General features: G+C 71.2%; 19 protein-coding genes. 13 read left to right on the forward strand and 6 right to left on the reverse strand.

What is annotated here, in order from left to right:
* The first annotated feature begins 293 nt into the window (after positions 1 to 293).
* The gene (locus tag CRP56_RS28450; RefSeq protein ID WP_179851144.1) at positions 294 to 1,031 is read left to right on the forward strand and encodes a ferritin-like fold-containing protein; all 738 of its coding nucleotides are present in this window, start codon (positions 294 to 296) and stop codon (positions 1,029 to 1,031) included.
* Positions 1,032 to 1,137: 106 nt separating this feature from the next.
* On the opposite strand, the gene CRP56_RS28455 is transcribed toward CRP56_RS28450, so the two are convergent.
* From CRP56_RS28455 to CRP56_RS28470, 4 genes are all read right to left on the reverse strand, one after another.
* Positions 1,138 to 1,410 (reverse strand): hypothetical protein, encoded by a 273-nt coding sequence (locus CRP56_RS28455; RefSeq protein WP_179851145.1) that lies wholly within the window; start codon positions 1,408 to 1,410, stop codon positions 1,138 to 1,140.
* Between the two features lie 203 nt (positions 1,411 to 1,613).
* On the reverse strand, positions 1,614 to 1,841 hold the full coding sequence (locus CRP56_RS28460; RefSeq protein ID WP_059192479.1) for a DUF3107 domain-containing protein: 228 nt from the start codon (positions 1,839 to 1,841) through the stop codon (positions 1,614 to 1,616).
* A 143-nt stretch (positions 1,842 to 1,984) separates the two neighbouring features.
* Positions 1,985 to 2,626 (reverse strand): TetR/AcrR family transcriptional regulator, encoded by a 642-nt coding sequence (locus tag CRP56_RS28465; RefSeq protein WP_059193157.1) that lies wholly within the window; start codon positions 2,624 to 2,626, stop codon positions 1,985 to 1,987.
* Between the two features lie 193 nt (positions 2,627 to 2,819).
* A complete protein-coding gene (locus CRP56_RS28470; RefSeq protein WP_097268724.1) occupies positions 2,820 to 3,035 on the reverse strand; it encodes a hypothetical protein in 216 nt (71 codons plus the stop codon).
* 220 nt (positions 3,036 to 3,255) lie between these two features.
* Between CRP56_RS28470 and CRP56_RS28475 the strand changes: the two genes are divergently transcribed.
* The 12 genes from CRP56_RS28475 to moeZ all read left to right on the forward strand — a co-directional run bounded on the left by CRP56_RS28475 (position 3,256) and on the right by moeZ (position 18,037).
* A complete protein-coding gene (locus CRP56_RS28475) occupies positions 3,256 to 4,305 on the forward strand; it encodes an alpha/beta fold hydrolase (RefSeq protein ID WP_097268726.1) in 1,050 nt (349 codons plus the stop codon).
* A gap of 8 nt (positions 4,306 to 4,313) precedes the next feature.
* Positions 4,314 to 5,789, forward strand: a complete 1,476-nt coding sequence (locus CRP56_RS28480; RefSeq protein WP_097268728.1) for a DUF3152 domain-containing protein — start codon at positions 4,314 to 4,316, stop codon at positions 5,787 to 5,789.
* A 57-nt stretch (positions 5,790 to 5,846) separates the two neighbouring features.
* A complete protein-coding gene (locus CRP56_RS49325) occupies positions 5,847 to 5,939 on the forward strand; it encodes an Ms4533A family Cys-rich leader peptide (RefSeq protein ID WP_341870679.1) in 93 nt (30 codons plus the stop codon).
* Positions 5,940 to 6,112: 173 nt separating this feature from the next.
* Entirely contained in the window at positions 6,113 to 7,831 is a 1,719-nt protein-coding gene (locus CRP56_RS28485; RefSeq protein WP_097268730.1) for an ABC transporter substrate-binding protein, read from the forward strand.
* Between the two features lie 4 nt (positions 7,832 to 7,835).
* Positions 7,836 to 8,822 carry an ABC transporter permease gene (locus CRP56_RS28490; RefSeq protein ID WP_097268732.1) on the forward strand — a complete coding sequence of 329 codons (987 nt, stop codon included), beginning with the start codon at positions 7,836 to 7,838 and terminating at the stop codon, positions 8,820 to 8,822.
* Entirely contained in the window at positions 8,819 to 9,808 is a 990-nt protein-coding gene (locus tag CRP56_RS28495) for an ABC transporter permease (RefSeq protein WP_097268734.1), read from the forward strand. The genes CRP56_RS28490 and CRP56_RS28495 overlap by 4 nt, the downstream gene beginning before the upstream one ends.
* Positions 9,805 to 11,394 (forward strand): dipeptide ABC transporter ATP-binding protein, encoded by a 1,590-nt coding sequence (locus CRP56_RS28500; RefSeq protein ID WP_097268737.1) that lies wholly within the window; start codon positions 9,805 to 9,807, stop codon positions 11,392 to 11,394. Before CRP56_RS28495 ends, CRP56_RS28500 begins: the two co-directional genes overlap by 4 nt.
* Before the next feature lie 190 nt (positions 11,395 to 11,584).
* Positions 11,585 to 13,267, forward strand: coding sequence for a DUF3492 domain-containing protein (locus tag CRP56_RS28505; RefSeq protein ID WP_097268739.1), 1,683 nt, complete (start codon positions 11,585 to 11,587; stop codon positions 13,265 to 13,267).
* Positions 13,264 to 14,643: a hypothetical protein gene (locus CRP56_RS28510; RefSeq protein ID WP_097268741.1), complete on the forward strand. Its 1,380-nt coding sequence runs from the start codon at positions 13,264 to 13,266 to the stop codon at positions 14,641 to 14,643. The genes CRP56_RS28505 and CRP56_RS28510 overlap by 4 nt, the downstream gene beginning before the upstream one ends.
* Before the next feature lie 449 nt (positions 14,644 to 15,092).
* On the forward strand, positions 15,093 to 16,055 hold the full coding sequence (locus CRP56_RS28520; RefSeq protein ID WP_097268743.1) for an NAD-dependent epimerase/dehydratase family protein: 963 nt from the start codon (positions 15,093 to 15,095) through the stop codon (positions 16,053 to 16,055).
* Positions 16,043 to 16,795 (forward strand): spherulation-specific family 4 protein, encoded by a 753-nt coding sequence (locus CRP56_RS28525; RefSeq protein ID WP_097268745.1) that lies wholly within the window; start codon positions 16,043 to 16,045, stop codon positions 16,793 to 16,795. The genes CRP56_RS28520 and CRP56_RS28525 overlap by 13 nt, the downstream gene beginning before the upstream one ends.
* A gap of 63 nt (positions 16,796 to 16,858) precedes the next feature.
* Positions 16,859 to 18,037, forward strand: coding sequence for an adenylyltransferase/sulfurtransferase MoeZ (moeZ, locus tag CRP56_RS28530; protein WP_097268747.1), 1,179 nt, complete (start codon positions 16,859 to 16,861; stop codon positions 18,035 to 18,037).
* A 62-nt stretch (positions 18,038 to 18,099) separates the two neighbouring features.
* Here moeZ and CRP56_RS28535 read toward each other — a convergent pair whose 3' ends face one another.
* Together CRP56_RS28535 and CRP56_RS28540 are read right to left on the reverse strand one after the other, a co-directional pair.
* Positions 18,100 to 19,653, reverse strand: a complete 1,554-nt coding sequence (locus CRP56_RS28535; protein ID WP_097268749.1) for an alpha/beta hydrolase — start codon at positions 19,651 to 19,653, stop codon at positions 18,100 to 18,102.
* Positions 19,654 to 19,814: 161 nt separating this feature from the next.
* Positions 19,815 to 21,359 carry an alpha/beta hydrolase gene (locus CRP56_RS28540; RefSeq protein WP_097268751.1) on the reverse strand — a complete coding sequence of 515 codons (1,545 nt, stop codon included), beginning with the start codon at positions 21,357 to 21,359 and terminating at the stop codon, positions 19,815 to 19,817.
* Positions 21,360 to 21,413 lie beyond the last annotated feature (54 nt).

A 21,413-nucleotide genomic window follows, 5' to 3' on the forward strand; every position in this document is an offset into this window, starting at 1 on the left:
CTCTGCCGACGCTCTAGCGCTCGAACCGCTGAGGGTCCCTCCGGATGCCGTACGCACAGTGCCGTACGGGCGAGGAGAGCTGTCAGGTCGGAGCCGATCGGGCCACCGACCGGGCATCCTCATACGCGCGGCCCGTCGAATACGGCATCGTCATAGACGCACATACTCAGCAGGCGCATTACCACCATACCCCGGAAACGCGCACATGTGATGGCCGATTTGGTCACGTAGTCGTCGTCACACTGATTGACCAGGGACTTCCGAGTCTCGGCGAGCGGACTATTGTGCGCTTCATGACGACGCCTGACAACACCTCTGACGCACCCGCCGAGCCCACCGGAGTGGCCGCCCAGGACTGGGCCCAGGCCTCCGCGGAGCCCCAGTACCGGGCCGCGGTCGTCGACCTCCTCGGCGCACTCGCCTACGGCGAACTCGCGGCGTTCGAGCGGCTCGCGGAGGACGCCAAGCTGGCGCCGACGCTGGCGGACAAGGCGGAGCTGGCGAAGATGGCGTCGGCGGAGTTCCACCACTACGAGAAGCTGCGCGACCGGCTGACCGAGATCGGCGCCGAGCCGACGGAGGCCATGGAGCCGTTCGTCGCCGCGCTCGACGGCTTCCACCGGCAGACGGCGCCGTCGGACTGGCTGGAGGGGCTCGTCAAGGCGTACGTCGGCGACTCCATCGCCAGTGACTTCTACCGCGAGGTCGCGGCGCGGCTGGACTCGGACACGCGCGAGCTGGTGCTCGCCGTGCTCGACGACACGGGGCATGCCGGGTTCGCCGTCGAGAAGGTGCGGGCCGCGATCGACGCCGATCCGCGTGTGGGTGGGCGTCTCGCTCTGTGGGCGCGGCGTCTCATGGGGGAGGCGCTGTCGCAGTCGCAGCGGGTTGTCGCTGACAGGGATGCGCTGTCGACGATGCTTGTCGGTGGGGTTGCCGACGGGTTCGATCTTGCCGAGGTGGGGCGGATGTTCTCGCGGATCACTGAGGCGCACACCAAGCGGATGGCTGCGCTGGGGTTGGCGGCGTAGCGCTCTGTGGGGGGCGGCTCGGGTTGTTGCGCGGCTGCGGGGCGGTGGGGGCTGGTCGCGCAGTTCCCCGCGCCCCTTGGGGTGTTGCCCTGGGCGGCGTCAGGATTTATGCCGCTACTGATCGGCGGCGGAGTCTGCGTGCCGGGCGGAGCAGTAGCGAGACGGACGCGATCGAGACCACCGTCGCGCCGATCAGGGTCAGCAGGACGTTGCCCGCGCCCAGGGCGCTGTGGGTGATGAAGGCGCCGAAGAGGGCGCCGGCCACTCCCGTCGCGAGGACCAGGGAGCGGGCGGGCAGGCGGTGGGCCAGGCGGTGCGCGGCGGCGGCTGCCAGGGCGAGACCGAGCAGTGCGGAACCGAGCGCTTCCAGCAAGATCATTGGGGTCCCTCCCACGCGGCCACTCTGCGTATCACGGTCGTAGCCCGTCATACCCGTGACCTGCGGAATGCAATCCTCCTCTGTGCGGGACTTGTGCTCCATATGTGGAGAAGAAAATCTTGCGGAGGCTCGTGCGGCTTCTGTTCGTACAACGACGAAGGGCCCGGCGACTTCATGTCGCCGGGCCCTTCCTCATGCGTTGCCTAGAGCGCGCCGAAGCCCACCTTGCGCGGGGCCGGCTCGCCGAGCTCCACGTAGGCCAGGCGGTCGGCCGGGACCAGGACCTTGCGGCCGTGCTCGTCCGTGAGGCTCAGCAGCTGCGACTTTCCGGCGAGCGCCTCGGCCACCACGCGCTCGACCTCCTCGGCACTCTGACCGCTCTCCAGAACGATCTCGCGGGGCGCGTGCTGCACGCCGATCTTGACCTCCACGGCTATGTCCCTCCGACGGTCAGTGAAGTGCGCGACCTTCCGCGCTGTACCCAGCACACATTAGCCCGGTGAGGGGACGTACACGCTCCGCGCAAGAACGCCAACAGCGAACAGCGGGCGGGAACAAACGTCCCCGGGACGGGTCAGTGGTGCTCGGTGCCGTGCAGCGGGAAACCGGCGATACCTCGCCAGGCGAGCGAGGTCAGCAGCTGGACCGCCTGCTCGCGCGGGACGCTGCGGTCGCTGTGCAGCCACGCGCGGGCCACCACCTGGGCGAGGCCGCCCAGGCCCGAGGCCAGCAGCATCGACTCCGCGCGCGAGAGGCCGGTGTCCTCGGCGATGACATCGGTGATCGCCTCGGCGCACTCGTTCGTGACCTTGTCGACGCGCTCGCGGACCGCGGGCTCGTTCGTCAGGTCCGACTCGAAGACCAGCCGGAAGGCGCCGCCGTCGTCCTCGACGTACGCGAAATAGGCGTCCATGGTCGCCCGTACGCGCTGCTTGTTGTCGGTCGTCGACGCCAGCGCCTGCCGTACCGAACCGATCAGCGCCTCGCAGTGCTGGTCCAGCAGCGCGAGGTAGAGGTCGAGCTTGCCCGGGAAGTGCTGGTAGAGCACCGGCTTGCTGACGCCGGCGCGCTCGGCGATGTCGTCCATCGCGGCCGAGTGGTAGCCCTGCGCCACGAAGACTTCCTGTGCGGCGCCCAGCAGCTGATTCCGTCGGGCACGGCGCGGCAGGCGCGTGCCTCGCGGGCGTGCCGCCTCTGTCTGCTCGATGGCTGTCACGCCGCCTCCCAAAAGTCGTCCACTTGCGGTGTGCGCCGCGCCCGCCATCGTACTTTTCGGTAACCGTGGTGTGCGCGGTGCGAGCGCAGAATTTCACGTACCGGACGATGGCGATAGCCGTGCAAAGGTTTCAAAGAGGGATCGAGCGGGCAGCGTACGCACCTTTCCTGCTCACCGCGGGTCGGCGGGCGGGTCAGCGGTAGTCGTCCTCGTCGGTCCGGACGACCCGGGCCTGTTCGATGAGGTCGGCCTCGTTCGCCCGCGCGGGGTCCACGCCGGTCAGTGGATCGTCGCGGTCGGCGGTGATGTCCGTCTGCTGTTCGGCGGCGTCGTCCTCCGGGGCCTCGACGTCGAGCTCGATCGGCTCGCCGTTCTCGAAGGTGTCGGGGTCGCTGGGGTCGTAGGCCATGGTGGGCTCCCTTCCTAGAACGTCCCTGGGTCAGCAGGGGGCCACATGCGGGTGCCCTGCGTACGAGCCTAGGAGACACCCGATTCGGGCGCTATGCGATGCGCGCATGCTCTGTGCGTGCTCTGTGCGTGCCTTTCCCCGGGGGTGAGCTGGGATACGAGTGCCCCTTTGTGACGGCGAACACATGAACCAGGGCGTGATCGTCTCGTAACATTGCCGCATGTCTTCGACCGAGCTGCCGATCGTGCCGGCCACCAACGTTCTGCCGAAGGTGGCGGCCGTCAGGGTCGCGGAGGGCGAGCGACTGCGGTCGGTCGGGCTGCCGGGGATCACGCTGACGGTGCGGTCGAGGCCGCCCGCGCGCGAGGGGCTGCCGCCCGCGCTCTTCGTCCACGGCCTCGGCGGTTCCTCGCAGAACTGGTCGGCGCTGATGCAGGAGCTGGAGGCCGTGGTCGACGGTGAGGCCGTCGACCTGCCCGGCTTCGGGGACTCGCCGCCACCGGACGACGGCGACTACTCGATCACCGCACACGCGCGTGCGGTGATCCGCTATCTCGACGCCTCCGGCCGCGGGCCGGTCCACCTGTTCGGCAACTCCCTGGGCGGCGCGGTCTCGACCCGGGTCGCCGCGGTGCGCCCGGACCTCGTCCGTACGCTCACCCTGGTCTCGCCGGCGCTCCCGGAGATCCGCGTGCAGCGGACCGCCGTGCCGACGGCGCTGATGGCCCTGCCCGGCATGACGGCGCTCTTCGCGCGGCTCAGCCGGGACTGGACGGCCGAGCAGCGCGTCCGCGGGGTCACGGCGCTCTGTTACGGCGATCCCACGCGCGTGTCGCCGGAAGGCTTCCGGCACGCCGTCGAGGAGATGGAGCGGCGGCAGCAACTGCCGTACTTCTGGGACGCGATGACGCGTTCCGCGCGCGGGATCGTCAACGCGTACACACTGGGCGGGCAGCACGCACTGTGGCGCCAGGCCGAGCGGGTCCTCGCGCCCACGCTCCTCGTCTACGGCGGCCGCGACCAGCTCGTCGGCTACCGCATGGCCCGGAAGGCGGCGCGCGCCTTCCGCGACTCCCGACTCCTCAGCCTGCCGGACGCGGGGCATGTGGCGATGATGGAGTACCCGGAGACGGTGGCTCGGGCGTTCTGTGAACTCCTTGCGAGTCGGGGGGAGTTGGCGGGTTCTGCGGATGCCTCCCAGGGGGCTGCCGTCGTGGCCGGTGACGGCTCCGGTGAGAGTGCTGTCGAATCTTCGAGCGCGGGGAGCTGAGGCGCGAGGTGGGACGCCACAGCCGCCGCGGGCCCGCACCCAAGGGTGACTCCGCGGACATACGGGGACAGGGTGCGGCGGGGCAGCAGCCTGAGGACGGCCGACAGCAGGGGACGCCCGCGACGGGCGGGCCCGGGGTGTACGGGGACCCGGTCTACCGGGTCGTGCAGGGCGCACGGCCGCCGGAGGGGACGCCTGCGCGCGGGGTTCCACGGCTTCCGGAGGGGACGCCCGCGCGTGGTGTGCCACGGTTCGCCGACGGGACGCCGGCTCATGGGGTTCCGCGGCTTCCCGATGGCACTCCCGCCCATGGCGTGCCCCGGTTCCCCGGTGGTGGTACTCCCGCGCACGGCACCCCCCGGGTTCGGGGCGGGCACCCGGAGCAGCGGGAAGCCGGGGGCGGATGGGGTGAGTTGGGGGCGCGCAATGTGAGCGCCGGGCCCCGTGTCACGCTGCCTCGGCAGCGGCAGGCGCCTCCGGGTGGGCCTCGGCAGGCCGGTCCCCGGCAGGACTATGTCGACGCCTTCGGGGACGAGGACGTCGATCTGTTCTCGCCGCGTACCGATCAGGACCCCGCGTTCCCGCGCCGTACGGCTCGTCCCCCCGCGGCCGGCGAGTGGCGGACCGTCCCGCAACCGCGTACCGGCGACGAGGGCGCTGAGCCCACCGGCGAACCCGTGCGCGGCAAGGGGAGCAAGGGGCGGACGTTCACCGGGATCGCGGCCGCCGCGGTCACCACCGTGCTGGCCATCGTCGTCGCCGGTCAGGTCGCCGACCGGCAGGACGACAGCGACGTACGGTCGCAGTCGGCCACCGACCAGGCGCGGGACGCCCGCGACTCGGCCTCGCGCGGGGACGGGCGGCCGACGCCGCGCGAGGCGCCGCTGACGTACGAGCAGAAGATGGGCAAGAAGTACGCGCTCGCCGCGGGACTGGCCGGGTCGGGGAAGTTCGACGCGGTCAAGGGCGTCGCCAAGGCGCCCGGCAAGGGGCAGAAGTACACCTACCGGGTCGATGTCGAGCAGGGGCTCGGGCTCGACGCGGAGCTGTTCGCCGAGGCGGTGCAGAAGACGCTCAACGACGACCGGAGCTGGGCCCACCACGGTGCCCGTACCTTCGAGCGCATCTACTCCGGCAAGCCCGACTTCGTGATCACGCTCGCCAGTCCGGGGACGACCGCGAAGTGGTGCGCCAAGTCCGGTCTGGACACGACCGTGGACAACGTGTCCTGCGATTCGGCCGCCACCGAGCGCGTGATGATCAACGCGTACCGGTGGGCCCAGGGGTCGAAGACCTATGGCGATCAGATCCACGCCTACCGGCAGATGCTGATCAATCACGAGGTCGGCCACCGGCTGGGCAACCACCATGTGACCTGCGACAAGGACGGCGAGCTCGCCCCGGTCATGCAGCAGCAGACCAAGTTCCTGGACCACGACGGAATCCACTGTCTGCCCAACCCCTGGCCGTACCCCGGGAGTTGACGGACGCCCCACAGGTCACGTTGACATGCGCAGAAAAGTCGTACTAATTTTCTGCGCATGTCGTCCTCTCACGCCTCCGTCTGCGCCGCCATCGAGCTGGCGCTCATCGGCGTGACCGCGTTGTGCGTGGCCGACATTCACTGTCGCTGACGTCCGCCCCCTGGCGTTCGCGTCGCGATCTCTTTCTCCTCCCGTGAGCTGTCGCTCGCGGGTTTTCGACGGCCTGACGCCCGGGCAGACGTCTGTTCACTTTCGTCTCACCCTTCGTCCATCTGTCTCGAAATCCGGGACAGGACGAATCATCTTCCGAGAGGTCGTCTCCGATGCGTCAACCGTCCGTCATCGCGCGCCGCGTGGCCGCGGCATCCGTAAGCCTGGTTCTGGCAGCGGGCGCCGCCGCCTGCGGCCCTGAGGACAACGATGCCAAGGGCTCCGGTGGCGACTCCACGCCCCACAAGGGCGGCACCCTCACGGTCCTGAACTCCGAGCCGCAGACCGACTTCGACCCGGCCCGGCTGTACACCTCCGGCGGCGGCAACGTGCCCTCGCTCGTCTTCCGTACGCTCACCACCCGCAACCGCGAGAGCGGCGCGGCCGGCGCCAAGGTCGTCCCCGACCTCGCCACCGACACCGGGCGCCCCAACAAGGACGCGACCGTGTGGACGTACACCTTGAAGAAGGGCCTCAAGTACGAGGACGGCACCGCGATCACCTCGGCCGACATCAAGTACGGCATCGAGCGCTCCTTCGCGCCCGAGCTGTCCGGCGGGGCGCCCTATCTGCGGGACTGGCTGGTCGGCGCGGCCGACTACCAGGGGCCGTACAAGGACAAGGGCGGGCTCGACGCGATCGAGACGCCGGACGACCGGACCATCGTCTTCCATCTGAACAAGCCCGAGGGCGAGTTCCCCTTCCTGGCCACGCAGACGCAGTTCGCGCCCGTGCCGAAGGCCAAGGACACCGGCACGAAGTACGAGGAGCACCCGATCTCGTCCGGCCCCTACAAGGTCGTCAAGAACGAGAACGACGGCGAGACCGTCCTCCTGGAGCGCAACACGCACTGGTCCGCCGCGACGGACGCCGAGCGCAAGGCGTACCCGGACAAGATCGACGTCAGGTCCGGGCTCGACGCCTCGGTGATCAACCAGCGGCTGTCCGCGTCCCAGGGAGCGGACGCGGCGGCGGTCACCACGGACACCAACCTCGGCCCCGCCGAACTCGCCAAGGTGACCGGCGACAAGGAACTCGCCGCGCGCGTCGGCACCGGCCACTTCGGCTACACGAACTACATAGCGTTCAACCCGACCGTCAAGCCGTTCAACAACGTCAAGGTGCGACAGGCGATCTCGTACGCCGTCGACCGTTCGTCGGTCGTGAACGCCGCCGGCGGGTCGTCGCTAGCCGAGGCCGCCACCACCTTCCTGCCCAACCAGAAGTCCTTCGGGTACGAGCCCTACGACCTTTTCCCGGCGGGCGCGACCGGCAACGCGGCCAAGGCCAAGGAGCTGCTGAAGGAGGCCGGTTACCCCAACGGGCTCACCGTCACGCTGACCCACAACAACGCCCAGAACTTCAAGACCAGCCCCGAGATCGCGACCGCGATCCAGGACGCGCTCAAGAAGGCGGGCATCACGGTCAAGCTCCAGGGTCTGGAGGACAACAACTACTCGGACACCGTCCACAGCGTGAAGACCGAGCCGGGCTTCTTCCTCTCCGCGTGGGGTGCCGACTGGCCCTCCGGCGGTCCCTTCCTCGCCCCGATCTTCGACGGCCGCCAGATCGTCAAGGACGGCGCGAACTTCAACTCGGGCCTGCTCAATGACAAGTCGGTCAATGCCGAGATTGACGCGATCAACAAGTTGACCGATCTTGACGCTGCCGCCAAGAGGTGGGGTGCGCTGGACAAGAAGATCGGTGAGCAGGCACTGACCGTGCCGCTGTTCCACCCGGTCTACAAGCGGTTGGTCGGCAAGGACATCAAGAACGTCGTGATCAGCGACTGGACCGGTGTGCTGGACATCTCGCAGGTCGCGGTCAAGTAACCCGATGAGCGAGGCACTTGTCGCCGTCGAGACCCCCGGGGCAGTCGTCCCGGGGGTCTCGGGGGCTCGTCAGTTCTGGCGGCGGCTGCGGGCGCAGCGGGCCGCCATGGTCGCGGCGGGCGTCGTCGCGCTGCTCGTCCTGGTCGCCCTCGCGGCGCCGCTGCTCACCGCGCTGGAGGGCCAGGACCCGAACACGTACCACTCGTCCCTGGTGGACTCCGCGCGCGGTGGCGTGCCGATCGGTTCGCTCGGCGGCATCAGCGGGGACCACTGGCTCGGTGTCGAACCGCAGACGGGCCGCGACCTGTTCGCCCGTCTTGTGTACGGCGCCCGGGTCTCGCTGGGCGTCGCGCTGGCCGCCACGATCGTCCAGGTGTTGATCGGTGTGGTCGTGGGTGTATCGGCCGCACTGGGCAATCGATGGGTTGATCAACTGTTGAGCAGGTTCACGGACGTCATCGTCGCCCTGCCGCTCATGATCATGTCGTTGGCGCTGCTCGCGATCGTCCCGTCGAGCTTCCCGCGACCCGTACTGGTCGCGCTGGTCATCGGGTTGATCGGATGGGGCACCATCGCCAAGATCGTGCGGGCCCAGACCCTCACGCTCAAGCAGCTCGACCATGTCGCCGCGGCCCGGCTCAGCGGCTGGGGCACCTGGCGCATCGCCCGCCGCGAACTGCTGCCCGGCATCGCCGCGCCGATCATCACCTACGCCGCGCTGCTGGTGCCGTCCAACATCTCGGCCGAAGCCGCCCTGTCCTTCCTCGGCGTCGGTGTGAAGCCGCCGACGCCGTCCTGGGGACAGATGCTCACCGCCGCCGACGTCTGGTACCAGGCCGCCCCGCAGTACCTGCTGCTGCCCGCCGGCGCGCTCTTCGTCACCGTCCTCGCCCTGACCGTCCTCGGCGACGGCGTACGCACCGCCCTGGACCCGCGCGCGGCGTCCCGGCTGCGTGTCGGCACGGGCCGCAAGAGGGAGGCCAAGGCATGACGGGCTTTCTCCTGCGCCGAGCGCTCGGCGCCGTCGTCACCCTGCTCGCCATCTCGGTGATCGTCTACGTCGTCTTCTACGTCACCCCCGGCAACGTCGCCCAGATCACCTGCGGTCCGCGCTGCTCGCCGGAACAGGTGCACCAGGTCTCCCAGCAGCTCCGGCTCGACGACCCCCTGTACCTGCGCTACTGGCACTTCCTGGAGGGCCTCGTCGCCGGTCAGGACTACTCGACCGGCACCTCTGTGGAGCACTGCTCGGCGCCCTGCCTCGGGCTGTCGTACCAGAGCGACCAGCAGGTCACCCAGCTGATCCTCACCAAGCTGCCGGTCAGCCTGTCGCTGGTGTTCGGCGCGATGGTGCTGTGGCTCATCCTCGGTGTCGGCACCGGCGTCCTGTCCGCCTGGCGGCGCGGCCGGCTCAGCGAGCGGCTGCTGACCGGCGTCACGCTCGCGGGCGTGGCCACGCCGGTCTTCGTCATCGGCCTGGTCCTGATGATCGTCGTCTGCGGCCAGCTCCAACTGCTGCCGTTCCCGCAGTACGTGAAGTTCACCGACGACCCCGAGCAGTGGGCCTGGAACCTGCTGCTGCCCTGGCTGTCGCTCGCCCTCATCGAGGCCGCCGCGTTCGCCCGCCTCACGCGCGCGTCGATGCTGGAGACGCTCGCTGAGGACCACATCCGCACCTTCCGCGCGTACGGCGTGGGGGAGCGGTCGGTGATCGGACGGCACGCGCTGCGCGGGGCGATCGCGCCCGTCATCGCGCTCAACGCCAACAACTTCGGCAGCGCGGTCGGCGGCGCGGTGCTCACCGAGACGCTGTTCGGCCTGCCCGGCATCGGTCAGGAACTGGTCCACGCCGTCAATGTGGTCGACCTTCCGGTCGTGGTCGGCATGGTCCTGGTCATCGGATTCTTCGTGGTCCTCGCCAACGCCGTCGCGGACGTGCTGTACGCGGTGGCCGACCGACGGGTGGTGCTCGCATGAGCCTCGTGGACGTCAAGGACCTGACGGTCGAGTTCGGCTCGCTCCGGGCCGTCGACGGGCTCTCCTTCCGGCTGGAGCAGGGCGGCGCCCTCGCCCTGGTCGGCGAGTCCGGCTCCGGCAAGTCCACGGTCGCCTCGGCCCTGCTGGGGCTGCACCGGGGGACCGGCGCGCGGGTCGGCGGCTCGGTCGAGGTCGCCGGCACCGACGTGGAACAGGCGTCGGACGAGGAGTTGCGGCGGCTGCGCGGCGGGAAGGCCGCGATGGTCTTCCAGGACCCGCTGTCGTCCCTTGACCCCTACTACGCGATCGGCGACCAGATCGCCGAGGTGTACCGCGTGCACGCGCGCGTGTCACGACGAGCCGCACGCGCGCGTGCGGTGGAGGTGCTGGAGCGGGTGGGAATTCCGGACGCGCCACGGCGGTCCCGTTCGCGCCCGCACGAGTTCAGCGGCGGCATGCGCCAGCGCGCGCTCATCGCCATGGCGCTCGCCTGCGAACCGGCCCTGCTGATCGCCGACGAGCCCACCACCGCGCTCGACGTCACCGTCCAGGCCCAGATCCTCGACCTGCTGCACACGCTGCGCGAGGAGACCGGCATGGGACTGCTCCTCGTCACGCACGACGTGGGGGTGGCGGCGGAGAGCGTCGACGAGGTGCTGGTGATGCGGCACGGCCGGGCGGTCGAGCACGGGCCGGTCGGCACGGTGCTCGGGGCGCCGGGGGAGACGTACACGCGCGACCTGCTCGCGGCGGTCCCGCGCGTGGACGCGCGCAGGGCAGCCACCGGTGAGGCCGGTGAGGTCGGTGAGGTCGTTCTGGAGGCCACGGGCCTGCGGCGCGAGTTCGGGCGGGGCAAGAAGGCCTTCACGGCCGTCGACGGCGTCTCGCTGACCATCCGGCGGGGCGAGACCCTCGGCGTCGTCGGGGAGAGCGGCAGCGGCAAGACCACCCTCGGCCGGATGCTGGTCGGGCTGCTGGAGCCGACGGCCGGGGAGATCAAGCCCGGCGGCGGAGTGCGTCCTGACGTCCAGATGGTCTTCCAGGACCCCGTCTCCTCCCTCAATCCCCGCCGCAGCGTGGGCGAGTCCATAGCCGACCCGCTCCGCGCGCGGGGCGAGCGCGACGAGACGCGCATCAGGGGGCGCGTGACGGAACTGCTGGAGCGCGTGGGGCTCGAAGGGGCGCACTACGACCGCTACCCGCACGAGTTCAGCGGCGGACAGCGCCAGCGCGTGGGCATCGCCCGGGCGCTGGCCGCCGACCCGCGCGTCATCGTCTGCGACGAGCCGGTCTCCGCGCTCGACGTCACCACGCAGGCCCAAGTGGTCGCCCTGCTCGGCGAGTTGCAGCGCGAACTCGGACTCGCGCTCGTCTTCGTCGCGCACGACCTGGCCGTCGTACGGCAGGTCAGCGACCGGGTCGCGGTGATGCGGAACGGCCGGATCGTCGAGTCCGGCCCGGCCGACGAGGTGTACGACAACCCCCAGGACCCGTACACCCAGCAGCTCCTGGCCGCCGTACCGGCACTCGACCCCGAGGTGGCCGCCCGGCGCAGAGCCGCCCGTCGGGAACTGGCCGCTGCCTGACGTAACGTAACTGCTTGATCTCTTAGCGCGAGCGAACGCGACCCGCACGGGAAAGTTACGAGCGTTCACCCCTTTTGGTGGTGCGACGGACAACCGTCCGTCGCGCCACCACCTTGTCCGCATACGTTCGTCCCGCTGCGAGCCGCCGGGTCAACGGCGGCTCCCCATACGGGAGATCGGGGGTGCACTCGTGCGCATCGGACTGCTTACGGAGGGTGGCTATCCGTATGTGAGCGGTGACGCCAGGCTGTGGTGCGACCGGCTCGTGCGCGGGCTCGATCAACACGAGTTCGACATCTACGCGCTCAGCCGCAGCCGGCGGCAGGAGGACGAGGGCTGGGTCACCCTGCCGCCGCAGGTCAGCCGCGTCCGCACGGCACCGCTGTGGACCGCGGAGGACGACGGGACGGTGCTCGGGCGCCGCGCGCGCCGACGGTTCGCCGAGCACTACGGCGAGTTGGCGGCCGCCTTGTGCGCGGGCCCCTCCGAGGAGGCGTCCACCGCTGAGGCGGACCGTTTCGGCAGCGCGCTGTACGGCCTCGCCGACCTCGCCCGCGACGAGGGCGGCCTGAGCCGGGCGCTCCGCTCCGAGACCGCCGTACGCGCCCTGGAACGCGCCTGTCGTACGCCGGGCGCCCCTCGCGCGGCCCGCGCGGCGCGCGTCCCCGATCTGCTCGCCGTCACCGCACATCTGGAGCGCGCCCTGCGCCCCCTGACCCTCGACTGGTACGAGGACGACGGCCTCGGCTCGGTCGACCTCTGCCACGCCACCGCCGGCGGCCCGGCGGCGCTCCCCGGCCTGCTCGCCCGCCACTTCTCCGGCGTACCGCTCCTGGTGACGGAGTACGGCGTCCAACTGCGCACCCACCACCTGTCCGCCACCGATGCCTCCCCTTCCGTACGCGCCCTGCTCGCCGCCTTCCACGGCAGGCTCGCCGCGGAGGTCTACGCCCGGGCCGCCGCCATCACCCCCGGCAACGCGCACGCCCGCCGCTGGCAGGAACGCTGCGGCGCCGACCGCGACAAGATCCGTACGGTCTACCCCGGCATGGACGCCACCCGCTTCGCGGAGATCGGCGAGTCCCCGGAGTGCGCGAACCCGGACACCCTCGTCTGGGTCGGCCGCGTGGAACCGACGAAGGACCTGATCTCCCTCCTCCACGCCTTCGCGGAGATCCGCAAGGACGAGCCGAAGACGCGGCTACGCATCATCGGCGTCCCCGCGGGCAACGAGGGCGCGGCCTACCTCGGCCACTGCAAGGCGCTCGCCGTGCAGCTCTTCCCCGACGAGGCGGACGGGCTGCACTCCGTCGGCGACAACCCGGTGTCCTTCGAGGAGATCGGCGGCCCGGACATCCCGAGCCCGGCCGAGGCGTACGCGTCCGGCGCGGTGACCGTGCTGTCGAGCGTGGTCGAGGGCTTTCCGATCAGCCTGGTCGAGTCCATGTTCTGCGGCCGCGCGACGGTGTCCACGGACGTCGGCGCGGTGGTCGAGGTGATCGGCGGCACCGGACTCGTCGTACCGCCGCGCAATCCACGGGCGCTCGCGGAGGCGTGCGTGGCGCTGCTGCGCGACCCCGAGCGCCGCGCGCGCCTGGGCGCCGCCGCCCGCGCCCGCGCCCTTGAGCTGTTCACCGTCGAACAGAACATCACGGCATTTCACGGCATTTACTTGGAGATCCTCTCGCGCCACCCGGTCCGCCGGGACGCCCTCGACAACACCACGGGAGAACCCCGCCCGTTCGCCGTCCCCGCCGAGGCCCACATGCCCGGCCGCTGGACCGGCCCCGGCGCCCGCGTGGTGGCCCGCGGCGGCCCCGGCTGGGCGGCGGGCCCGCCGGTCCGCGCGAACACGCCGGAGGTGGCGCGATGAGCGAGCTGGACGAACGGCGCCGCCCTGGCGAACCGGACCAGCCGGGCACGCCGGTCAGCCCGGGGGCGTGGGACGCCCGGTCGGAAGAGTGGCTGACGGACGGGGACCGTACGGCTGAGGGCGGGGGCGAGGGCGGGGGCGAGGGCGAGGGCGGGGGCGAGGGCGAGGGCGAGGGCGACGGCGAAGCGCGGCGGACCGACCGGTCGGCGCCTGAGGCCACCCACCGCACCGCGCCCGCCACCCCACCCCCGACCACACCGTCCCGCGGTCCGCAGACGGCCCCCACCCCACGCCGAACGGCCGCGGACCCGGTCAAGGCCCTGATGCATCGTCACCGCGAACTGTGCGAACGAGCGGTCGACCCTTTGGAGATCGCGGCGGGCCTGGAGGCCCACGGCGTCACCGACCGCACCGCGACCCGCTTCCGCCACCGGGACGTCTTCTCCCTCGCCGAGGAGATGTACGCACGCGCCTCCCGGGACGGCGATACCCCGGCGCCGACCGCACCCCCGGAGCCGCCCCGCACTCGCGCCGACTGGGCGCTGCTCACGCTCCTGCCGGGCGCGCTCTGCGCGGCGACACTCACCGGCATCCACCTCACCAACGGCCGACCTCGCCTCCTCGCAGCGGCCGTCGGCACCCTCGCCGTGGCCCTGGCCTTACGTGCGGCCCTGACCAGAGGCCCCTTGAGCACCACCCACCCCACCCATCCCCGAACCCGCACCCTCACCTGCTGGCTGATCACCTACGCCCTCCTGGGCGACGGGCTGCTCGGAGTAGCCATCACCGGCGGCCCCGACACCCTCCCGACCGGCACCACGGACGCCACGTGGCCCACGGCGAGCGCCCCCGTCCTGGCCCTCGCCCTGTCCCTGGCACCCGCGGCCTGGACCGCCCACCTCCTCACCACCCGGGCCCGCCGCAAACTGACGGCGAGCCGAGGCCTGGAGGACTTCGCCGCAGCCGTGCACCCGCTCCTCCTGGGCGCGTTCGCCCTCTACCTGTCCACCCTGGCGGCCCTCCTGGCCCTGACCGCGACGGCCCTGGACGAACCGGCCCCGTACGCCCAGACGATGACCCTCGGCGCCCTCCTCTACCTCTCCCGCCTCCTCACGACCCACGGCTTCATCCACGCCCCCGCCCTGGTGCTCACGGCCACCGCGACGACCCAAGCAACAGCCCTGGCCACGACGTTCGCGTCCCGCCTCCCCGGCTGCGCTTTCCTGGGCACCCCGGTGACCACCCTGGTGGACACCTGGGGCCCAGGCACCGTCCCGGCGCTCGCCTGCGGCATCGGAGCGGCAACCCTCCTCCTCCACGCCACCCGCAGACTCACACGAGCCTCGGCCCACGCCACCACGGACGTCCAGTGCTGAGCCGGCCGCGCACACAGAGCGGTGATCGAACGCGTACCCCCGCGGCGCGGTACCCGGGCACGGCGGGAAGGGGACGTATCGGGGGGTGTCCGCCCGCAGCGGTTGGCGCGTCAACACGGCCGCCCTTGACAGGCGACCGATTCCGCGCCGTTCCGAGGACGGACACCCCCCGGCGCGGCCCCGCCCCACACCCAACCCGCACCGCACAACGCGACCCCGCGAGGCGGCCCCGCACCGCACAACGCGACCCCGCGAGGCGGCCCCGCACCGCACAACGCGACCCCGCGAGGCCCCCCACCCCAGAACGCACCCCCCACCCCCACCCCCACCCATCCACCCAAGCCCCCGCAGGCACCCCCGCCCCCACCGGAGCCCGGAGGCCCCCTCGCTGAAGGAGAGCACCAGATGATCACCTCCCGACCCGACCACGAGGCCCCGGGAGCAGCACGATGAGGGTCCTGCTGATCGGAGCCAACGGCTACCTCGGCCGCTTCGTGGCCGACCGCCTCCTCGCCGACCCGGCCGTCCAGCTCACCGCACTCGGCCGCGGCGACGACGCGGACGTCCGCTTCGACCTGGCGTCCGGCAGCCCCGGCGCCCTCACCCGCTTCCTCGACGCGGTCCACCCCGGCGTCGTCGTCAACTGCGCCGGCGCCACAAGGGGCGGCGCCCGCGAACTCACCCGCCACAACACGGTCGCCGTGGCCACCGTCTGCGAGGCACTGCGTCGCAGCGGCTGCGGCGCGCGGCTCGTCCAGATCGGCTGCGGCGCGGAGTACGGCCCCAGCCAGCCCGGCAGCTCCACCGCCGAGGACGCCGTCCCCCGCCCCGGCGGCCCCTACGGCGTCAGCAAACTCGCCGCCACGGAACTCGTCCTCGGCTCCGGCCTGGACGCGGTGGTCCTCCGCGTCTTCTCCCCGGCGGGCCCCGGCACCCCCGCCGGCTCCCCCCTCGGCCGCCTCGCCGAGGCCATGCGCCGCGCCATGCAGTCCGGCGACGGCGAGCTGAAGCTCGGCGGCCTCGGCGCCCAGCGCGACTTCATCGACGTCCGGGATGTCGCCCGCGCCGTGCACGCCGCGAGCCTGTCCGCCGCGCAGGGCGTCATCAACATCGGCTCCGGCCGCGCCGTCCGCCTCCGCGACGCCGCCGCGATCCTCGCGCGCGTGGCCGGCTACGGCGGTGCCCTCCACGAACTCGACGGCCCGCCCGGTCCGCCCCTGCGGGCCACGATCGGCCATCCCCGCTCGGAACCGGATCACGCGGCCCCGGTCGCCTACCCGTACCCCGACGGCTGCGGCAGCTGGCAGCAGGCCGACGTGCGCACCGCCCGCGACCGCCTCGGCTGGCGCCCCCGTATCAACCTCGAAGAATCCCTCGCGGACATCTGGATGGAGGCGGCATGCCGCATCTGACCAGCACCAACACCAGGAAACAGGGCGCCGGTCTGCACACCGGCTTCGGCATTCCGGGCTTCGCCCACCCCCTCGTCGCCCCGGCCGAGTGGGCCGAACTCACCCGCCCCCGCACCGCGCCCCTGCACTGGGTCGTCCTCAACGTCGCCGACGGCCCGGGCAGCCGCCCCGACCCGCACTGTCTGGAGGCGGCCGGACGGCTGCGCAACGCGGGCATCCGCGTACTCGGTCACATCGACGCCACGTACGGAGCCCGGTCGTTCGGCGAGATGGTCTCCGACGCGCAGCGCTACCTCGACTGGTACAAGGCCGACGGCTTCCTCCTGGACCGCTGCCCGACCGAACGCACCGCGCTCCCGGAGGTCCGCCGCACGGTCACCACGCTCCGCGCGCTCCGCGACGACGCCCATGTCGTCCTCGGTCACGGCACCCACCCCTACCCGGGCTATGCCGAGAGCGCGGACCAACTCGTCACCTTCTCCGGCCCCTGGAGCGACTACCGCTGGTCGCAGGTCGCGGAGTGGACCGCCGACTATCCGCCCGACCGCTTCTGCCACTTCGTCCACGGCCTGCCGGGACCGCATCTCGACGAGGCCCTGCGCATCGCCCGCTGGCAGGGCGCCGCCACGATCTACTTCACCGACCGCACGGATCGCGGCGGCCGCACCGACCCCTGGGAGACCATGCCCGGCTACTGGGACGACATCGTCTCGCGGATCGGGACGGGTGTCTCGGAATGAAAAAGGCCATGGCAGTGTTACGGGGAGAACAACCGTAATGATTGACCGACCAACGGAGTCCCCGTGTCGCTGCCACCCCTGGTCGAGCCCGCTGCCGAGCTCACCGTAGACGAGGTCCGCAGGTACTCCCGCCACCTGATCATCCCCGACGTCGGGATGGACGGGCAGAAGCGGCTGAAGAACGCCAAGGTGCTCTGTGTGGGCGCCGGCGGCCTGGGCTCGCCGGCGCTGATGTACCTGGCCGCGGCGGGCGTCGGCACGCTCGGCATCGTGGAGTTCGACGAGGTCGACGAGTCCAACCTGCAGCGGCAGATCATCCACAGCCAGGCCGACATCGGCCGCTCCAAGGCCGAGTCCGCGCGCGACTCCGTCCTCGGCATCAACCCGTACGTGAACGTGATCCTTCACGAAGAGCGGCTCGAGGCCGAGAACGTGATGGACATCTTCAGCCAGTACGACCTGATCGTCGACGGCACGGACAACTTCGCGACCCGCTACCTGGTCAACGACGCCTGCGTGCTGCTGAACAAGCCGTACGTCTGGGGCTCGATCTACCGCTTCGACGGCCAGGCCTCGGTCTTCTGGTCCGAGCACGGCCCCTGCTACCGCTGCCTCTACCCGGAGCCCCCGCCGCCGGGCATGGTCCCCTCCTGCGCCGAGGGCGGCGTGCTGGGCGTGCTGTGCGCGTCCATCGGCTCCATCCAGGTCACCGAGGCCATCAAGGTCCTCACCGGCACCGGCGAGCCCCTCGTCGGCCGCCTCATGATCTACGACGCCCTGGAGATGCAGTACCGCCAGGTCAAGGTCCGCAAGGACCCGAACTGCGCGGTCTGCGGCGAGAACCCGACCGTCACCGAGCTCATCGACTACGAGGCCTTCTGCGGCGTCGTCTCCGAGGAGGCCCAGGAGGCGGCCGCCGGCTCGACGATCACTCCCAAGCAGCTCAAGGAGTGGATCGACGACGGCGAGAACATCGAGATCATCGACGTCCGCGAGATCAACGAGTACGAGATCGTCTCGATCCCCGGCGCCAAGCTGATCCCGAAGAACGAGTTCCTCATGGGCACCGCCCTGGAGGGCCTCCCGCAGGACAAGAAGATCGTCCTGCACTGCAAGACGGGTGTCCGCAGTGCGGAAGTCCTCGCCGTGCTGAAGTCCGCGGGCTTCGCGGACGCCGTGCACGTCGGCGGCGGCGTGATCGGCTGGGTCAACCAGATCGAGCCGGACAAGCCGGTCTACTGACCGAAGGTCTGCCGTACGGCGGGGGCCGCTCGCACCACGGGTGCGCGCGGCCCCCGCCGTCGTCATGAGCAGACCTTGCCGTCCTTCGGCACCGTGCCCTTGAGCAGATACGCGTTCACGGTCGAGTCGACGCAGTCGCTCCCGCTGCCGTACGCCCCGTGCCCTTCGCCCTTCCAGGTGAGCTCCACTCCGACGCCCTTGCCCAGCTCGTCCGCCATCCTGCGGGCGCCCTCGTAGGGCGTCGCCGGGTCGCCGGTGTTGCCGACCACGAGGACCGGCGCCGCGCCGGGCGCGCTCACCTCGGGGGTGTCCCACTGCCCGGCCACCGGCCAGTCGTGGCACCAGCCGGCCGTGTCCCAGCCCAGGAACGCCCCGAAGACCGGCGAGAGCTTCTCGAACCTCGGCAGCAGCTTCTTCGTCTCCGCGGCGGTCGGCCGCTGCTTGTCGTCCAAGCACGATATGACCCGCTGGGAATGGGTGGTCGTGCCGTAGCGGCCCGAGGCGTCCCGCTCGTTGTAGTCGTCGGCGAGCGTCAGCAGCTCCGAGCCGTCGCCGTTCTCCGCCGCCTCCAACGCGCTGGTCAGGGTCGGCCAGCTGGCCTTGCTGTACAGCGGCAGCACGATGCCGGTGACCGCGAGCGTCTGGGTCAGCTTGCGCGAGGTCCCCGTCGGCAGGGGGTTCGCGTCCAGGTCCTTCAGCAGCGCGGCGATCTTCCGCGTGCCCTGCGCGGGGTCCTGGCCGGTCGACTTGAGGTAGTCGTCCAGCGCGCGCTGGAAGCCCCGGGTCTGGTTCTCGGCGTGGCCGATCGTGTCGGCGCTGGGGTCGACGACCGCGTCGAGGATCAGCCGCCCCACGTTCTTCGGGAACAGATGGGCGTAGACGCCGCCGAGTTCGGTGCCGTACGAGATGCCGAAGTAGTGCATCTTCCGGTCGCCCAGCACCTGGCGCATCAGGTCCATGTCGCGAGCCGTGTCCGTGGTGGACACGTGCGCCATCAGCTCGCCGGCCGCCCGCCGGCAGCCCTTGCCGAAGGCGGTGGCGTCCTGGAAGTAGACCGTCTCCTCGGCCGCGGTGTCGGGGGTGGCGTCGATCGACTCGGCGGACTCGATGTCCCTGTCGCTGCGGCAGCGCACGCCCTCGCTGCCGCCGACCCCGCGCGGGTCCCAGCTCACCAGGTCGTACCGCTCGCGCAGCGCGGACACCGTCGCGCCGTACAGCGGCATCATCGACACGCCGGAGCCGCCGGGGCCGCCGAAGTTGAACAGCAGCGAGCCGATCCGGTCGCCGCCGCGGGCCTTGGCGCGGATGAGCGCGAGGCCGATCGTCTTCCCCTGCGGCTTCGCCCAGTCCAACGGCACCTTGAGCGTCGCGCACCGCCATTCGCTGCTCGGCGCGGGGGAGTCGGAGGTGCCCTTGCAGCCTGCCCAGTCGAGCTTCTGCGAGGTCAGCGAGGAGGGCAGCGCTGCGGCAGCCGCGGTGTCGGAGGGGCTCGACGACGGTGTGGCCGCGCCGGTCCCCCCGTCGCCCTTCCCGTCGTCGGACGAGCCCCCGCTACAGCCCCCCACCAGCAGTGCCGCGGCGGCGGCCAGAGCCGTCCACCGTACGAAACGCGTCATCGCGGTCCCCCCATGCAGGCCGTCCGCACCGTGCCGCGGATGGCGGTCATGCCATGGTAGGCGGATCACGCGACGCCCGCCGAGGCCTGTGGATAACGTTCTGACCTGCACTTTTCTCGGCGTCTGAGAGGTGCGACACCAGAGAGCGGGGCGCACGAGCTTCAGGAGCACACGGTCCCCGCCGCCGGCACCTTCCCGTCCAGCAGATAGCCGTTCACCGCGCCCTGCACGCACTTGTTCTTGCTGTCGTACGCGCCGTGCCCCTGGCCCTTGTACGTCAGCTCGACGCCGACGCCCTTGCCCAGCGCCTCCACCATCCGCTGCGCTCCCGCGTACGGCGTGGCCGGGTCGCCGGTGTTGCCGACGACGAGGATCGGCGCCGAACCGGCCGCGCTCACGTCGGGGTGGGCGGCGGCGCCCGGCACGGCCCAGTCGGTGCAGCTGACCATGCCCCAGGCCAGATAGTCGCCGAAGATCGGGGAGGCGGACCGGAACTCGGGGAGCTTCTGCTCGACGTAGTCGTCCGTGTACCGGGCCTTGTCGTCGGCGCAGTTGATGGCGATGTTCGCCGCGGTGAGGTTGCTGTACGTACCGTCCTCGTTGCGGCCGTTCATGGAGTCGGCCAGCAGCATCAGGACCCTGCCGTCACCGTCGTACGCCTGGTCCAGGCCCTCGGTGAGGTACTCCCAGAAGTCCTGCGAGTACAGCGACTGCGCGATGCCGCTGGTCGCCGCGGTCTGGGTCAGCTTGCGCAGGCCGACGCCGGGGATCGGCGTGCGGTCGAGGTCCTTCAGCAGTTTGGCGATCCGGTTCTTGACGTCCTGGGCGGTGTCACCGATCGGGCAGTCCTCGGTCTTCGACACACAGTCCTCGGCGAAGTTGTCGAGCGCGAGCTGGAAGCCCTTCGCCTGCCCGAGCGAGCCCTGCTCGGAGTCCTCGGTCGGGTCGACGACGGCGTCGAAGACGGCCCGGCCCACCCGCTGGGGGAACAAGTGGGCGTACACGCCGCCGAGTTCGGTGCCGTACGAGATGCCGAAGTAGTGCAGCTTGTCGTCGCCCAGGACCTGGCGCATCAGGTCCATGTCGCGGGCCGCGTCCGTGGTGCGCACATGCGGCAGCACCTTCTTGGAGTTGTCCTCGCAGGCCGCGTTGAACTCCTTGGTGTTGTCCAGGAGCTTGGTGCGCTCGGCCGCGTCGTCGGGGGTGGCGTCCTGCTGGAAGTACGCGTCGAGCTGGAGGTCGTCGAGGCACTCCACGGGGGCGCTGCGGCCCACCCCGCGCGGGTCGAAGCTCACCAGGTCGTAGCGGGTGCGCAGTTTCGCGTAGTCCTCACCGAAGGCGGGCAGCGTGGTCACGCCGGAGCCGCCGGGGCCACCGAAGTTGAAGATCAGGGAGCCGATCCGCCTGCTCTCGTCGCCGCTCGCCTTGGCCCGGATCAGCGCCAGATCGATCGTGTCGCCCTTGGGGTCGGCCCAGTCACGGGGCGCCTTGAGGGTGGCGCACTGCCATGCGGTGCCGTTGGGCAGGGGTGACGGGGCATCACCGCCGCCTTCCGCCGTGGACGGGGCCGGGCAGTCCTTCCAGCTCAGCTTCTGGGCCGTCGGATCCTGATCCTTGGAGTCGTCGCCGCAGCCCGCCAGCACGGCGGACAGCAGGACGGCGGAGGCGGTCAGGGCAGCGGCCCGCAGACGGGGAGGGTTCGGCATGGTCCCATCCTGCGGTCGGGCAGGGCGGCTCGCTCGGGGCACGGGCCGTACGAG

Source organism: Streptomyces sp. TLI_55 (genome assembly GCF_900206255.1).
Classification (GTDB): Bacteria; Actinomycetota; Actinomycetes; order Streptomycetales; family Streptomycetaceae; genus Streptomyces; species Streptomyces aquilus.